General features: G+C 63.9%; 13 protein-coding genes. 3 read left to right on the top strand and 10 right to left on the bottom strand.

What is annotated here, in order from left to right; genetic code table 11:
• Positions 1-155: 155 nt before the first annotated feature.
• Both HV675_RS18555 and HV675_RS18560 read left to right on the top strand, forming a co-directional pair.
• Entirely contained in the window at positions 156-545 is a 390-nt protein-coding gene (locus tag HV675_RS18555; RefSeq protein ID WP_175112398.1) for a tautomerase family protein, read from the top strand.
• 19 nt (positions 546-564) lie between these two features.
• On the top strand, positions 565-1,170 hold the full coding sequence (locus HV675_RS18560) for a DUF4865 family protein (protein WP_175112399.1): 606 nt from the start codon (positions 565-567) through the stop codon (positions 1,168-1,170).
• Between the two features lie 198 nt (positions 1,171-1,368).
• Here HV675_RS18560 and HV675_RS18565 read toward each other — a convergent pair whose 3' ends face one another.
• Together HV675_RS18565 and HV675_RS18570 are read right to left on the bottom strand one after the other, a co-directional pair.
• A complete protein-coding gene (locus HV675_RS18565) occupies positions 1,369-2,244 on the bottom strand; it encodes a MarR family winged helix-turn-helix transcriptional regulator (protein ID WP_175112400.1) in 876 nt (291 codons plus the stop codon).
• A gap of 249 nt (positions 2,245-2,493) precedes the next feature.
• Entirely contained in the window at positions 2,494-3,516 is a 1,023-nt protein-coding gene (locus HV675_RS18570) for a nitrilase-related carbon-nitrogen hydrolase (protein ID WP_175112401.1), read from the bottom strand.
• A gap of 119 nt (positions 3,517-3,635) precedes the next feature.
• Here HV675_RS18570 and HV675_RS18575 point away from each other — a divergent pair, with 119 nt between their 5' ends.
• Positions 3,636-4,517 (top strand): LysR family transcriptional regulator, encoded by an 882-nt coding sequence (locus tag HV675_RS18575; protein WP_175112427.1) that lies wholly within the window; start codon positions 3,636-3,638, stop codon positions 4,515-4,517.
• A gap of 27 nt (positions 4,518-4,544) precedes the next feature.
• Here HV675_RS18575 and HV675_RS18580 read toward each other — a convergent pair whose 3' ends face one another.
• The 8 genes from HV675_RS18580 to HV675_RS18615 all read right to left on the bottom strand — a co-directional run bounded on the left by HV675_RS18580 (position 4,545) and on the right by HV675_RS18615 (position 15,493).
• Positions 4,545-5,612, bottom strand: coding sequence for a malate/lactate/ureidoglycolate dehydrogenase (locus tag HV675_RS18580; RefSeq protein WP_175112402.1), 1,068 nt, complete (start codon positions 5,610-5,612; stop codon positions 4,545-4,547).
• Between the two features lie 137 nt (positions 5,613-5,749).
• Positions 5,750-7,048 carry an MFS transporter gene (locus HV675_RS18585; protein WP_175112403.1) on the bottom strand — a complete coding sequence of 433 codons (1,299 nt, stop codon included), beginning with the start codon at positions 7,046-7,048 and terminating at the stop codon, positions 5,750-5,752.
• A gap of 701 nt (positions 7,049-7,749) precedes the next feature.
• On the bottom strand, positions 7,750-8,859 hold the full coding sequence (locus tag HV675_RS18590; RefSeq protein WP_175112404.1) for a porin: 1,110 nt from the start codon (positions 8,857-8,859) through the stop codon (positions 7,750-7,752).
• A gap of 416 nt (positions 8,860-9,275) precedes the next feature.
• Positions 9,276-10,229, bottom strand: a complete 954-nt coding sequence (locus tag HV675_RS18595; protein WP_175112405.1) for a LysR family transcriptional regulator — start codon at positions 10,227-10,229, stop codon at positions 9,276-9,278.
• 139 nt (positions 10,230-10,368) lie between these two features.
• The gene (locus HV675_RS18600) at positions 10,369-10,896 is read right to left on the bottom strand and encodes a winged helix-turn-helix domain-containing protein (protein ID WP_175112406.1); all 528 of its coding nucleotides are present in this window, start codon (positions 10,894-10,896) and stop codon (positions 10,369-10,371) included.
• A gap of 229 nt (positions 10,897-11,125) precedes the next feature.
• Entirely contained in the window at positions 11,126-11,773 is a 648-nt protein-coding gene (locus tag HV675_RS18605) for an ABC transporter permease subunit (RefSeq protein ID WP_175112407.1), read from the bottom strand.
• Positions 11,760-13,427 carry a transporter substrate-binding domain-containing protein gene (locus HV675_RS18610; RefSeq protein WP_175112408.1) on the bottom strand — a complete coding sequence of 556 codons (1,668 nt, stop codon included), beginning with the start codon at positions 13,425-13,427 and terminating at the stop codon, positions 11,760-11,762. Before HV675_RS18610 ends, HV675_RS18605 begins: the two co-directional genes overlap by 14 nt.
• The gene (locus tag HV675_RS18615) at positions 13,424-15,493 is read right to left on the bottom strand and encodes a methyltransferase (RefSeq protein WP_175112409.1); all 2,070 of its coding nucleotides are present in this window, start codon (positions 15,491-15,493) and stop codon (positions 13,424-13,426) included. Before HV675_RS18615 ends, HV675_RS18610 begins: the two co-directional genes overlap by 4 nt.
• Between the last annotated feature and the right edge of the window lie 196 nt (positions 15,494-15,689).

The raw sequence follows: 15,689 nt of genomic DNA on the forward strand, positions 1-15,689 counted from the left end.
TCGCGCCGTGCCCTCGCACAGCCGCCCGCGAGCAGCGGCAAGCGTTGCGGGCCAGGCATCGCCACACAGGACCCTGATTGCATTGTATGCGGATCAGATGATCTGTTAGGCGATTGCGTGCGCAAACCTATTGCTGTTCGCGAACGGAGCATCAGATGCCACTCGTCCGGATTTCACTATTGAAAGGCCGATCCCCCGCGCAGTTGCGCGCGATCGCGGACAGCATTCATCAGACGCTCGTCGACGCATACAACGTGCCGCCCGGCGACCGCTTCCAGCTGATCGAGCAGCGCGAGCCGGGAGAACTGATCTACGACCCGCATTACCTCGGCATCGAACGGACTGACGAGGTCGTGCTTATTCATATCGTGGCCGGCCGCTGGCGCGATACGGCGACCAGGCGGGCGTTGTATCGATCGCTCGCCGCGCGGCTGTCCGCCGAGGTCGGCATCCGGCCCGAGGACGTGCAGATCGTTCTGTCGCCGAACGACAGGGACGACTGGTCGTTCGGCAACGGCCTCGCATCGTATGTGCAGGATGCGTGACACGCGTCAGGAGACCTCTATGTTCATCATGCAATATCAGATCAGCCTGCCCGCCGATTACGACATGAACGTGATCCGCCAGCGCGTCGCGAGCAAAGGACCGTCGTTCGATACGCTCGACGGCCTCGGCCTCAAGTGTTTCCTGATTCGCGAGCGCGGCCGGTTTGGCGCGCCGTGCAACGAGTACGCGCCGGTGTATCTGTGGCCGCGGGTCGAGGCGATGTGGGGGTTTCTGGCCGGCTCCGGGTTCGCCGGCATCAAGGACGCGTTCGGCACGCCGCCGGTTCAAACGTGGCCCGGGTTCGCGCACGTGCGCTCGGCGCAGCTATCGGACCCGAAAACCATTGTGTCGGTCACACGTGAAGACGAGACGCTGTCGCGCGACGCCGATCTGATCGAGCGGCGCAAGCGGGAAATCGACGCGGCGAATGCCGCCGTCGAACGGACGCCGGGCCTGCTCGCGCGCGCCGTCGGACTCGACCCGCTCAGCTGGCGACTGGTTCGATTCGACTATTGGGCGCGGGCACAGGCCGAACTGCCCGCACATCTGAGCCGTTACGAAGTTCTGCACGTATCGGCGCCCGCATTCGCTGAACTGCACGACACCGGGCGGCAATACGCGTGAATGGGGTGATTGGATGCTGCATGCGGATTGCGGCGGCCGTGGCCGGCCGTTCCGCACTTCGGCACTTCCGCGCGCCGCAAGCACGCGCAGCGCAGCGTTTTTCATCATATCTTCCCGGGAAGATACTTAGTCAAGGAATGAAGTTCGTCCGCGGATGTAAGCCGATGCACCGGCTCGCGTGGAAGCGACCGCGCGCAGTCAACCCATCTCCGCAAGAATGCGCCTGAGGTAGGCGTCCGCTTCGCTGAATTCGGCATCGCTCATGCCGATGGCCTCGCGCAATGTCGCGAGGCCGGCCGCGACGTGAGCGATCGCCGCATCGGCCAGCTCGACGCCGCGTTCGGTCAATACGATCTGCGCCGACCGGAGGTCCTCGTTGTCGTCGATGCGCGCGACGAGCGCCGCCCGTTCGAGCCGGTCGATGCGCTTGCTTACCGCGCCCGACGTGACGAGCAGCGCCCTGAACAGGTCCGTCGGGCGCATCGCATAGGGCGCGCCGACGCGGCGCAACGCGAGCAGCACGTGCAGTTCGCCGGAATCGACGCCGACTGCTTCCGAAATGGCGGCGAGGCGCCGCTCATGCATGAAATGCGCTTGCTTGATGCGCATGAAAAGCCCGACGAGGCTCAGATCGAGGTCCGGACGCTCGCGCGCCCATGCGAGCGCGACCTCGTCGAGCCGGTCGGTCTGCACGCGCTTTTTGGGCCGGCGTCCGTTGCCGAGCGGGTCCGCCTCGCCCGCCGACACGCCGCGCCCTTTGCCGGACCACCAGTCATGCGAGCGCGCGACCGCCTGGCTGAAGTCGAGCACGGAATGCCCGTCGGCGCCGCTGCTGTCGTCCGCCTTGCCGAGCAGGATTTCCTCGTAACGCCCGGACCCGATGAAAAGCCGCGCATGCCAGCTGGCCGAACGCGCGCCCTTGTAGTAGCCAAGGTGCCGGCCGGTACCCACCGCATGCCAGTACGGCTTGCGCCGCGGCTCCAGCGCGGCGCGCGACTCGGGCGTCGCAAGCCATGCTTCGCTATCTTCCGCGGCACCGCTGGGAACCGGCGCCGTCCGTTGGTTTCTCTTCATCCTGTTGCCTCGGCCCGCCTCAATCCGTTTAGCACTGCCATGCCCGCAATATTACCTAACTCACCCAATTCTTTCAAACGCCGGGATCTGATCGGATGAGTGGTGTACGCGTCGGCCAGACAGTCAGATCGGGGCATCGAACCATGTCGGGGTGGCCGATCGACAGGCGAGGTCATCGACGTGCAGGCGCGCCCTGCATACCCGGCCAGTTGCGAACCGGCACGCGTGTTCAGCGCATCGTGCGCATGGTCACGATGCATCACCGGACGGCGTCGGTTTGACGCTTCTGCGCACGACCGCGAAGCTGATCGGCACCGCGCCGCGTGCGACCGCACGCTGTGGCGCGCGCTCGGGAGGCTGCGCATCGTCAGGTGCGGCTGCCGTCAACGGCCGGTACAGCGCGGGGCGGCGCGCGGCGCGCCAATGCCCGCTGACGCTCGCGTCGACAAGAGACCGGTCGATCACCGCTGAAACGAAGGGAAGGAAGTCGGCGGAACCGGCCGATGAACGAAGCGATGACCCGGCCAATGAGTCAGCCAGCACCCGGCCGCGCGGGTCGACGATCATCGCCGCGCCCCGTGCGCCGGCGCTAGCACCGTCGTCCTCGCCTGCGGCCAGCACGATAAACGTGCCGTTATCGAGCGCGCGCCCCGGCAACGCACGGCGCAACGCATCGATTGAACCGAAGCCCGCGCGGTCGACGCCGCGTGCGGCCGCGACCGGATCACTCCGGTGCGGCGCAAGCAATAGCGTCGCGCCCATGAGTGCGGTGACCCGCGCATTCTCGACCACCTCGTTATCCGCGCCGATCAGAATGCCGACCCGCACGCCCCATTGCGTGTCGAACACCGTGAAGCGGCTGCCGTTCCCGACCTGCTGTGCGCCCGTATGCAGCTTGCGATGGCAAAAGCGCGCGCCACCCGGCAAACACACCACGTAGCTATTGAAACAGCGCCCGTCGGCGGCACGCTCGATCCAGCCGACGCCTGCCGCCACACCAGTTCGCTCGACCGCCTGCGCGATCGCGCCAATCGCAGCGCCGTCAAGCGGCTCGGCGAGCGCGTGCCACTGCGCGCGGCTGGTCCTGCGTGCGCGCAGCGCGCCGTTCGCGCCACTCAGGCAAGCCTCCGGAAACACCGCTAGCGTGATGCCCGCCCGCGCGGCTTCGTCGAGCCACGCGACGACGCGCGACACGTTTTCACGCGTATCGCCGGGACGAGAAGCAAACGGGATGGCCGCCACCCTCAGCGGCGCGATGGAAGACGGCGTCATCTCGCAACACTCCAGATCCGATCGGATTGATCGTGTGCCCCAATTGGACCGCCGCACAATCGATAAGTAAAATGAATCTTTCGATCGATTCGATCACCATCTGGAATGGAAGCCAGCGTATGGAAATCAGACTGCTGCGCGCGTTTCTGACCGTCGCCGGCATCAGGCACTTCGGCCGCGCCGCTGACGCGCTGGCGCTCAGCCAGCCGGCGCTCAGCAAGCAGATCGCCGCGCTCGAAGCGAGCCTCGGCGCAAAGCTGTTCGAACGCGGGCGGCATGGCGCCGAACTGACCGTATTCGGCGCGACCTTTCTCGACGACGCCGAAGCCCTCGTGCGCAACGCCGATCACGTGCTCGCGCGCGCACGCGAGGCAAGCGGCGGCAAACGCGGGTTTCTGCGCGTCGGGCTCGGCCTGTCGACGCTCACGATTGCGCCGCGGCTGATCGCGGAGTTCCGGCAGCAGCACCCGGACATCAGCGTGACATTGAACGATCTGTCGTCGGCCGAACAGACGCGGCGCCTGCTCAGCAGTCAGCTGGAGGTCGGCTTTGTGCGCTTGCCTGCCGCGCATGGGCTGTCCGCGTTCCGCGTAGTCGACGAGACGCTTGCACTGGCAGTGCCCGGGCATGTGAAATGGAAGCGCCTGCCGTCGAACCTGCAGGCGTTAAACGAACTCGGCCTGATCGCGCTATCGCGCCGTCAAGGTCCTGGGCTTGCCGCGCAGATCGACGAATGGTGCGGCGAGCATCATTTCGTCCCGAACATCGTGCAATACGCGGACGACATTCAATCGATTCTCGCCGCTGTCGCGGCCGGTGTCGGTGCGGCGTTTCTGCCGTCGCGCACGCAATATCTGCTGCGCGACGCGCGCATCCTGCCATTGCGCGGTGCGACCGCGCGCTGGCGGATCGGCCTCGCATGGCAGAGCGATCGCGACAATGCGGTTGTGCAACAGTTTGTCGAATTCGTGCGCGCGGACCTCGCACGCGGTGCGCATTGAACCAGGCTCAGCGTTCGACGCTTCGCTTCAACGTGCCTCGTATTGCGCAATCGCGGCATCCGTCATGCCCGCTGCGCGCGCGGCGTCGATGATTTGCGCCCAGCTCGTCATATCGATTGGAACGCCGGTCTCGGTCCGCTCGCGGCGTGTCGCATCCTCGCGTTCGCCCGGCAGCAGCACTTCGTCGACACCTTCGACGCGGCGCGTCGCCTTCAACCAGTGGACGAATGCGTCCGCTTCCTTATCCTTGTCGGGGGCGTCAAACGCCGCCGGGTCGACGATCACCGACAACATGCAGTTGACGATCGCGTTGCTGGTGACGAGTGTCTCGGTGCGCGACGTAAAACCGCCGGACAACGCCCCCGCGAAAATCTCGCACATCGCGGCAAGCCCCGACCCTTTGTGTCCTGCCACCGCGCCGCCGAATGCAAGCAGCGCGCCGTGCTGCCCTTCGCTGAACAGGGCGCCGGGGTCGCGGGTCGGCCGGCCGTCGACATCGATCAACACGCCCGCCGGCGTCTCGACGCCCTTGTTGAACGCGACGCGCACCTTGCCCGCCGCGACCGCGCTCGTCGCAAAGTCGAGCACCAGCGGCACGCGTCCCTCGCGCGGGAACGCCGCGCAAAACGGATTGGTGCCGAAGCGCCGGTCGATGCCGCCGAACGGCGCGACAAGCGGATCGCCCGCCACATTGACGAAGTGAAACGACACGAGCCCGGCCCGTGCGCATTGTTCAGCCCAATGGCCGATGCGCCCGATATGATGCGCGTTGCGCAGCCCGATCGCGCACACGCCGAGTCGTCTCGCGCGTTCGATGCCGCGTTCCATTGCTTCGAACGCGATAACCTGGCCAAAGCCGCGTGCGCCTTCGATCGTCAGCACGGCGCCCGCATCGCGCACGAGCTGCGCATGCGAGTTGAGCTTCAGTTCCCCTTCGCGGCACGCACGCATATAGCGCGGAATCATGCCCACGCCGTGCGAGTCGTGACCCGCGAGATTCGCCTCGACGAGATGGTCGGCGACGAGCGCCGCCTCGCGCGACGCACTGCCCGCAGCCTGCCAGATCGACACGACAAACTCGCGTAGCGCGTCCATGCCGATAATCACTTCGGAATACGGATCAATGTTATGTTTCGGCATGAGCAGGGAGGATAAGGATGAATGAATCGCGCGCCGTAACAGCGCGCGGCAATGACCGATACCGTTACCGGCTCTCGCAACGGCTTATCGCGTTAAATATGGCGCGCGTACACCTGCTCGTCGATCGCATCGTCGCGTTTCGCGTTCAACGGCTCGACACGGCCCACCACGAACAGATAACTCGCGGCGCCGAGCACGCAAAATACGCCTGCGACCACCAGCGGAATCGTGAACGAGCCTTTGGTCATTTGCAGCATCACGCCGGTAAACGTGGTGAGCGCGATGCCGGCCAGATTCGAGGCGAAGTTCTGTATGCCGGCGAGCGACGCGACGTGTTGCGGCGTCGGCGCGACGTCCGCCGGCAGCGACCAGATGCTCGCCGCCGCGGCCGCGAGGCTGCCGTATGCGACCGCGAAGAGCGCGAGCATCTCGTAGACGCCCGGCACGACCGCGGTCAATGTAATGACCGACGACAGCAGCATGCCGCCGACAATGCAGGTCTTGCGCGCGGCGGTCGCGCTCCACCCGCGCCGCACGAGCGCATCGGAGAGCCAGCCGCCAAACCAGCCGCCGGGAATCGACGCGATCGCAGGCAACACGCCCAGCGTGCCGAGCGACTTCAACGAGAAGCCGCGCACGTCGACCAGATAGCTCGGGAACCACGTGATAAAAAAGTAGATGACGAAGTTCAGGCAGAAGAAGCCGAACATCATCCCCCATACGGTGCGGTAGCGAAACAGTGTGCTCCAGCGAATGGCCGGCCCCGCGGGCTGCGCGTGCGCCTCGGTCTGTGCTGCGGCCGCTTTGCGCGTGGCGAACGCGGCATGCGCGGCCGGCTCGCGATACAGCGCGAGCCAACCGGCGATCCACACCAGACCCAGCACGCCGGTGATCGCGAACGACGCCCGCCATCCGAACGCGCCGATAATCGCTGCGACAATCGGCAGCGACAGCGCGGAACCGGTGCGCGAACCGCTATCGTAGATGCTGGTTGCCAGCGCCCGTTCGTCGCGTGCGAACCATTGGCTGACAAGCTTCGCGCACGACGGGTAAGCGCCCGCCTCGCCCGCGCCGAGCATCAGGCGGCAACCGAACATCGCGGCGAAGCCGCTCGCCACCGCGGTCGCCGCGGTAAACACCGACCACCAGCCGACCGCGAGCGGCAGCGCGATACGCGCGCCGATACGGTCGACGAACCAGCCGAACGGCAACTGCATCACTGCATAGGTCCAGAAAAAGCCGCTTAGCAGCAAGCCCATGCCGGCCGGCCCGATGCCTAAATCCTTCATGATGTGCGGCGCGGCGACCGCGAGGTTCGCCCGGTCGATGTAGTTGACCGCGATCGCCAGAAAGCAGAAGAAAATCACCAGCCAGCGGGCCTTCTCCTTCATCGCGTCGTCTCCTCCTGAACCCGGCTGTCTCGTTGCGCGGGCGAGTTGCGGACTGCGGCCGGACCGTGTGTGACCGGCTGCGACGGCAGCAGCCGGTATGCGGCGGGAATACTGCGGTGTAGTCCTGCTGACTGATGCGCGCTGAACTGCGCGTCCTGCGTACTGTGGATGGAACGGAACGTGCGGACTGCGTGTGTTGTGTTTCGACTGTGTTTCGACTGTGTTTCGACGCGCCGGACTGCGTGCGATAAATCACGGTGCGCGAACTGCGCCGCCTACTGAACCGCATTGCATACGGTGCGCGTATCGCCGCGCGCCCGAATGTGTTCGGGCGGCTTCAGACCAAATTAAACGAGCGCTGCAACGCGGTCAACCGGGTAATCCCTGGCAGCGCGACATGCGGCGATCTCGATTCTTGACGAGAGTGAGAAGGATAAAGCGCTGTAAAACCGGCGCGTCAGCTTGCGCCTGAAAGCCGCTCGAAGGCATCCATTGCACGTCCGCAGAACGCGAGTGCCGATGAGAAATAAGGCAAGCGCCACGACAGTGCAGGCGCCCTGCCGGTTAACGTGCGAAGCGCCCGTCGATGACGGACGCTTCAATGGCCTTCAATAATATTTCAGACGATCAGGATCGCGAAGCGCCTGCACAGCCTGCTTCGCGCAGCCTCACTTCGCGATCGGCCGAATGTCGGTACGCGCTCAGAACGAGTGCTGGATACCCGCGTACACGCCGGACTGGCTATGTCCGATCAGCGGATTGTCCGTCCCCACCGTATCGCCCGCATTGTTCGCGTTCAGCCCGAAGTTCGCGGTATTGCTGTTCTGTACCGTTGCGATCTGGAAATCGAGCAGGGTCCGCTTCGACAGGTTATACGAGCCGCCAATCGTATAGAGCGTCGCGTTGCCCGCGCCCTTGTTCGCGTTCACGTGATACACGGCCGCAATCAGCGCCGCGGCAGGCGTGGCCTGCCACGTCACGCCAGCCCATTCATGATCGAGCGAGGTTGGCGAAACACCGGTGGTGGCAGGCGCACCGGAAGTACGGATGGCCTGATACGCGGCCTGCAACTTGAACTGGCCGAAGAACATGTTGACCGCCGCCGTGTACTCGCGGGACGCGGTGAACGGATCGTCCAGCAAGCCGTTCTGCGAATCGCGAATCTCGTCGTAAATCGCGCGCGCCTGTACGTGCGCAGTGGTGTACGTGAGTTGCAAGCCGGCCCAGCGCCCTTGCGGTGTCGTGCCGTTGCCGTTGAAGTTCGTCGCATTCGATAGCGCGTACTGCCCGAACGCATCGAAGCCGCCGAGGTTCGGCGTCTGGTACGAAATCGTATTGCTCGAATGCAGCCAGTTACGCCCGCGCACCAGCGACGCCGACGACCAGTTGGACTGACCGAACGGATCGAAGTCCCACACGCCGTTCGAGATAAACAGTTCGCGGCCGAGCAGGAATGTGCCGAAACGCTGGCTCGACAGGCCGACGGTCGCATAGCGGTCGAATAGACCGTCAGTGCTGCCCTGACCGTTCATCGTATTGAATGCGCCTTCGAGGTGGAACACCGCAGCATACCCGCCGCCGAGGTCTTCCGTGCCTTTGAGGCCCCAGAGGCTCGTGCCCCAGTCCCCGCTTTCGGCGCGGAATCGTGAAGTTTCATGGGTCGCCGCGCCGTTCGCGCTGGGTCCCGCGGGCACACCGTTCATATATTCGATGCCGGCGTCGAGCCGGCCGTACAGCGTAATCGAAGATTGTGCGTGCGCTGCCGATGCGAGAAGCAAAGCGAGAACGCCTATGGCCGCGTTCTTTTTCATTAGTGTCTCCTTATCGCGAACGGCTTGCGGAATATTCTTCGTCTGCCGCCGCGCAATTGGACCTTATAAGTGGTCAGTTCCTTTGAATATCCGAATCACAAGTTCTTTGTAACTTGCGACTCACATATTGGTACTTTCGTTAAACACGAACACAAACGTGATTTAATGGTCTTCGAATTAAATCACGTCGGAATTCTACACATTTTATGGCGGTATGCGATACGAATCAGACAACTTTTCGAAAAGAGATAAACGGACGCGCTGAACGCCGCCGTCACGCAAACGGCAAATAAACGCGCTGCGACCACATAATGGAGATATCGTGCAAACTGATAGGGTGGACCCGCCGGCGGCGCGACGGAGCGCCGAACCGGAACCCGCACACCCGCGGATAACGCCGCCGGCAATGCCGCGCGCTACACCGCCTCTTTAGCGGATCTTTCCTGCGCCGGACGCACGGCCCATGACACCGGCTCAATCATTTTCTGCTCGATCATGGTGGTCCGCGCAAATTCGGCGAATGCGCTCACCGCGCGCGGAATATGTTTGCGGGTCAAATAGACGAAATAGACGCGCAGGTCCCGATACGCGTAGCCGGGCAGCACTTCACGCAACCGGCCATCGCTCAGGTAGCGCTCCGACATGAATGTCGGCAGCAGTGCGACGCCAAGACCCGCTAATGCGGCGGACAGTTGCGCGCGCGCCGTATTGACCTGAAAGTGGCCTTTCACCGAAACCTGCTCGCGGCCGCCCGGGCCATCGAGCCGCCAGACGACGCGCGCACCGTTAATACCGGGCGAGACGATACATTCGTGCGACGAAAGATCGTCGCACGATGCGGGGGTACCGTGTGCCTGTAAATACGCGGGGCTCGCCACCAGCGTTTTCTGCGTCGAACCGAATTGGCGGGTGACCAGTGTCGGCTCGTCGATCGGGCCCGCGCGAATCGCGATGTCGATATTGCCGCCGAGCATGTCGATATACGCGTCGCTCAAATCGAACTCGAGATGTACGCGCGGATGGTCCGCGAGAAAGCGGCCGATCCGTTCCAGCGAAAACCAGTGAAAAAAGTCCGCCGGCGCCGCGACGCGAACCCGGCCGCAAATCGATTCGCCGGCATCGACCATTTCTCGGGCCGAATCCGCGAGCGCATCGACCTGTTCGGCGCACCGCTGGAAGAAGTCTTGTCCCGCGCCAGTCAGCGTGAGCCGCCGGGTCGAACGCTGCAGCAGCCGTACGTCCAGGTCGCGCTCGAGTTGCTGAATGCGCCGGCTGCAGGTGCTGGGCGGAATGCCGAGCCGCCGCCCGGCTTCGGCAAGACTACCCGCGCGAACGACTTGCACAAATAACGCCACGTCATTGAGGTCCATCGTCCACCGCGTCCTCATCCGCCCGATCGAAGCTCATTCTAGCTGCTGATCGTAAAACGCATCCTCTCCAAACATCCGATCAAAACAAAGGTGACAGCGAGCCGGTAGTGATCCTGAATGGCAGCGGCCCATTCAGCCATTAATGATCGAGAATCAGCCAGTCGTCGAAGGTAAAGCCGCGCACCCGCACCGTATTCAGCGGCAATGCCATGCCGAGCTGGGCTCGCACTTTCTTGCGCAAGCGCATGACCGTCGTATCGAGCCGGTTCTGGTCATAGCTCAGATAGTGTTCACCGAATTCGTCGATTATTCTTTTTCTCGAAACAACCTCGCCTTTCTCTGTCAACGCGAATACCTTGATCAGCGTGAATTCGAGGCTGGTAAGCTTCGTTCTGCTGGTGTTCGGCGCAATCAGACTGCGCTGGTGCAATGACAGACGCCACGGCGGATTCACCCCGCGCGCGAGGTTCGCGATATACATCGGAAACGGATGATCCGGGTCGACCTGCCAGATGGTCACCGATTTACTCAGCGCGCCGCCATCCGAATCGATACCCAATGCATCCGCCGCGTGACCGTAATTGACCCGGTATCCCGCACTACTGAATAAATCGCAGACTTCGCCCCTCTTGCGCACGTCGTCGTCGAGCAAAAGTAACGCCATCATATTTACCCCGTTTTGTGTTGACACACGCACTTATATTCACGTGCGGCAAAACCGCTAACATGACAATTTATGACATTCGACGATCGGCTAATTAGATTGAGAAACTGGCTTCTGACCGCGCAATCAGGTCCAGCTATTCTTTTCGAATAAATATCGCGCAATGAGCGGCCCGGCAAATCCGGTTATCGGTTAACCGGGTTACATTTATTCGGGAGTGAAGGCTTCGGTTTCACACGCGCGGGACGATACGCCGGCCGGCATGCCGCGACAGCGTACGGATCAATACCGTAATCGAATAGCAGAACAGAAAGAACCAGGCCATCGCATACAGATAGACCCACAACATCATGTCGGTCTTTCCCGCCGCGGCAATCACCGTATTGCAGCGGCTCACCAGTTCGGGCACGCCGATAACGGAAGCGGTCGACGACGCCATCACGACGATCACGAAGAAATTGCCCCAATTCGCGATAAAAAGCAGCGCCTCATGGTGCTGTCCTTCGCGCCACGCGTGCCGCGCGCGCAGCAGGTTGTCGGAGACGAAACCGGCCACCGCCAGCGCAAGCGCCAACGACGCCTTCAACCACGCAGGCAACGGAATGGATCCGATGCCGCCGGGCAGCTCGAACGCGCCGGGCAGCATAAACACCAGATAAAACTGGAACACGAAGGTCGGCACATTGCGCATCAGCTCGGTCGCACCGGCGCCGGTCCTTGCGAGTGCGGCGCGCGGCGACATGCGCCACGCGGCAAGCACGCTTCCCGCCACGGTGCCGAGCGACATCGCGGCAAGCGATATCGCGATGTTCCAGATAAAACCGCCGGCCAGAAAAGGCGTCCATTCGACGAGTTGCGTCACGACCTCAGGCGCGTGCATCGCATAGCCTCCGGATCGCCCAGCGGATCAGCCGCAACACGACGAATACGAGCAGCAGAAAGAACAGCATCAGTGTGTTCATCATCGTCGCGACATTGCCGTGCTCGGCGATGATCGATGTCGAAACGGACAGCAGTTCGGGCACGGCAACCGTGCTCGCCATCACCGTCGCTTTCGTTACGTTGACGAGCGATGCAGTGATCGACGCCGACGAGCGATGCACGAGATACCTCAGCGACGCGCCGTCGACAACGAAATCCGCCATACGTTCGGTCTCTTCGCGCGCGGCGTGGTCGAGCGTATGCATCAGCCCGGCGCCCGTGTAGACGCTCAGCGACAGCACGACGATCGCGAACGCGTTGAAGCGGATTCCCCAATGCATCGCGGCAATGCTGCCCAGCCCGAACATCAGCAGATAGATCTGCAATAGCGGCGGCGTCATGCGCGCGGCAAGCGCGGCGCGCCGCATCAGCGTGCCGCACCTTGCGCCGCCGCGGGCGGCGAGCCATACCCCCGCGAGACCGCACAGCGCGCTGCCCGCCACACAGCACACGGTCAACGCCAGCGTGAGCCAGAGCGCATGCAGGAATTGGCCGCGTTCGTAGTCGTCGTAGACATAGGTGAGGTTGATGCCGGTCCGTTCGAATACGCGCAGCCCCCAGCGGCGCAATCCGGTCACGTCGGTCGACGCGACGAAGATCGGATTGCGGCACGCGACCGGCCACTGTCCGTCGGGCAGGCGCCGGCAGACGTACTGTCCGTCGGGATCGCGGCGGCCCCACAGCGTATGCATATCCGCGAGAAACGCCGACGGCGGCAACCCCCATTTGCGCTCCAGCGCGATCAACATGCCCTGCCTGTGCCAGTCGGCGACCGTATCGCCGATAAACCGTTCGAACGCACTGCCCTTCGCATCGCGCGCGATCGCGATCGCCCATGGCGTCAATAGTTGTGGTGGCAACGGGATTCGATAGTCGCGCCACTCGCTCGACAGCAGATCGCCCGCAATCGCGGTGCTGTCGAACAGCCAGCCGACGCAGCGGCGGTCGCGCACCGCGAGCTTCGCGTCGCGGCCGTTCGCATAGGTTTGCAGATTCAGCAGATAGCGCGTCGCCATCGTGCGATTGAAATAGCTGCCCTGCGTCGCGCACACCGTCTTGCCGCGGATGTCCGCCCAGTCGGTCAAGGTGTTGTCCGGACGCGTCATCAGCGTCACGCCCGATGTGTAGTAGTCGGGCTCGACGAGTGTCTCGATCTGCCGCCGCTCGGCCGTGTCGCCGAGCGTCGCGATGGTTGCGTCGACGCGATTTTCGTCGAGCGCCTGCAGCCGGTTCGCGCCGGTCACGCCGACCGTGCGCAATTGCACGCCGAGCCGGCGTGCGAGGTCGGCCGCGAGGTCATGCTCGAAGCCTTGTTGCGTCGCATCGCGCGCCAGCATGCCGAACGGCGGGTAGTCGGTTTTGACGCCCACCACCAGTACGCCGCGCTGTCTGATCAGATCGAGCCGGTCCGCCGCCGCGTGTGCTGTGGCCGCGTGTGCCGGGCCCAGCGCACCCGCCAGGGCGACCGTCAACAGCATACAAGCCGCCGTGCCGCGGTCATGCAGGCGCCATGCGCGGCGCGCGATGCGGGCGGGCACGATGGCCATGTTCATACCGGCACTGCCAGCACACGAATGCCGTAGCCGAGCGCCGGCGCGATGCGCGCGGCAATGCACTGGTCGATCCGGCGCACGATATTCCACTGCGTGACGCACCATTCGGGCAACACGCTTTCCGCCTCGAATTCGCGCACGGCAAAACCGGCTGCCGCGAGTTCGGTACGCAGTTCGTTCAGCGTGTAGAGATGGTAGAAAAACGTCAGGCGATGTCCGCCAACGTGGCGCGTGAACTCGATATTGCCGGCTTCGTCCTGCGGCGCGGCCGCGCGCCGCAGCCGCCGCGCCAATGCACACTTGAGCAGTTCCCACGGCCTGCGGCGATAGACGGACGGCACCGACAGAATCAGGCGGCCGTCGTCGCGCAGCAGTCCGCGCAATCTCGCGAGCATCTCGATGCGCGCCGCACGGGCGCCGATATGCGATAGCACGCCGAACAGCATCAGGATCAGGTCGTACGAAGCGGGCGCGCCGAGTTTCGCCAGATCGTCGTGAACGAGCGTCACCCGGTCTTGCAGCGCGGTGCCCGCGAGGTTGCGCTGGAACTCCGCCAGCGATGCCGCGGAGATGTCGTAAGCGGTCAATTGCGCATGCGAATGTTCGAGCAGCGCGAGCGAATAACGGCCGTTACCGCATCCGAAATCGAGAATGCGCGTGGCGGTGCGCGCACCGTTGGACAGCAGATGGTCGAGGGTGCCCGCATTGGGCCGCGGATAACGGCGTCGATATCCGTCGTTCGAGAAGTACTGGTCATAGGTGCGCCGCATCTCGTGCGCGATCCGGCCGGACGCTTGCGGCAACGGTGCGGGTTCGACTTCCGCGACGTGCCCCGCCTTCGCCTGCGCCGCCGGCGCGCGCATCTGCATCGCCTCGCGCAACTCGTGCAGCATCGAATCAATGCTGCGGTCCTCGCGCTCCATCGCGCGCTCGAGCCGTGCAATCGCACCACGCGCCGGTCGCGACAGCGTGTTGCCGCCGCGCGTACGCCGGCGCACCCACCACAGCGCGCCGCGTGCGCTCGTCATCAAGGCGACGCGCCGCACGCGCTCGAATTCCACGATCGTCGCCATCGCGCTCGCGAGGACCCAGAACGCGAGCAACGGTGTCAGATAGGCGTCGATCACGCTCGCGACCGCAGGTGGTAAGTGCGAGAAGATCCACGGCGTGCCGCGGCGGTAAAAGTCGTCGACGCGGTCGTCTGCCTGATCGCCGAGCCCGTCATAGCGCGGAAATTCGCCCGCGCCGCTCACATAGCTGCTGCCGCGATGCACCTCGCGCATGGCTTCGAGCAACGCATAGGTCGTGGCCGGCGGCAGGTCGTCGCGCGCGACCACCGAGATGGTCGACGCAAGCATCGGCACCGCCTGCGCCGGCACGTTGCGGGCGACATCGAAGATGCCGGCGGGCAGGCTGACCTCGGTCAGATACGGCAACTTCTTCGCGAGCGCCTGCTGCTGCTCGAGCGGCACCATCACCAGATCCGGATCTTTCGCGAGGTCCGCCATCAGCGCGCTGTCCGCACCGAGAATGAACAGCCCGGCGTCGCAGCGGCCCTGCTTCAGCAATGCGATGCCCTGGTCGAGCGGCAGAAACTCGATATGCGTATTGCGCCTGTCGATGCCGCTCAGCGTAAAGACGCTTGCAAGCGCGTGATTCGTCACGCTGCGCTCGGGCGGCAAAACCACCGTCATGCCCATCATGTCGGCAAACGTATGGATTGGATGGGCCTGCGCAAGGCGCCGGTTCTCGAATAGAAAAATGGGTTGCAACTGAATCTGCCCGAGCGAGATCAGTCCGTCGCCATGTGTGCCGTCCGGGTCGCCCGCGACAAAGCCGATGTCGAAATGCCGGCTTCGATCGGCGACTCTCGCACCGATTTCATCGGTGTTGTGAAACGGCACGATGTCGACCCGATACCCCTTGCGCTCGACAATCCGTTTGTAATCGAGCGCCGCCTGATAGAAGCTGCCGCCGACCGGACCGGCGGCAATCCGGATATGCGCGGGCGGCAGCACGCGCAGCACCGCATAGGCGATCACGGCGAGCACGACGACGCGGGTCAATATGCGTGTCGGTCTGATCCTGGTGAAGAGTCGACTCATTGCCTCGGTATGCATGGAAAGCCGTCGTAGCGGCGGTCCACCAAGCGTAAGAGGGTCGATCTCGCGCTACCTGAGCAATCCTGTCAAACAACAGGGCGCGATGCGCGTTGCATGCGCGTGCGATGCATGGCGAATGCGGGCGGGATGCGTGCTGGAC

The organism is Paraburkholderia solisilvae, assembly GCF_902859875.1.
GTDB classification, from domain to species: domain Bacteria; phylum Pseudomonadota; class Gammaproteobacteria; order Burkholderiales; family Burkholderiaceae; genus Paraburkholderia; species Paraburkholderia solisilvae.